1 protein-coding gene is annotated in these 390 nt (G+C 24.6%); it reads left to right on the top strand.

Annotated features, from left to right (window positions below):
- Nucleotides 1–390: tetratricopeptide repeat protein (locus tag E3E36_RS12650; RefSeq protein ID WP_206203752.1), on the top strand; the 390-nt coding region annotated here is incomplete at both ends.

Below are 390 nucleotides of genomic sequence, written 5' to 3'. Positions count from 1 at the left end.
ACTAAAATAATAACTTTAAAATGTCCTAATCTTTCGTTAGCATATAATAATAGAGGCTTTATGTTCAATGAAATAGAAGATTATAAAAGTGCTATTGCAGATTTTGAAAATGCAATAAAATTTGATTCTTTAAATCATGAAGCCTATGCAAATGAATCAACAAGTTATAACATGCTTGATAATTCATTAATGGCAACAATCTTAATTAATAAGGCAATTAAATTAGATACTAATAATTATCAGTATTACAAACTTCGTGGAGATATAAAATATTCTGAGGAGAAATTTGACTCTGCTATTATAAATTATAAAAAAAGTATTTCATTAAAGCGTGATTACTTGCAATTATATACATTGATTGCTCGCATCTATGAAGAAAAAAATAGAACT

Origin of the sequence: Thermococcus sp. M36, from assembly GCF_012027355.1 — an archaeon.
Taxonomy (GTDB): domain Archaea; phylum Methanobacteriota_B; class Thermococci; order Thermococcales; family Thermococcaceae; genus Thermococcus.
Note: the sequence above shows the minus strand (reverse complement) of the source record. Positions and strands in the feature narration are given on the sequence as shown.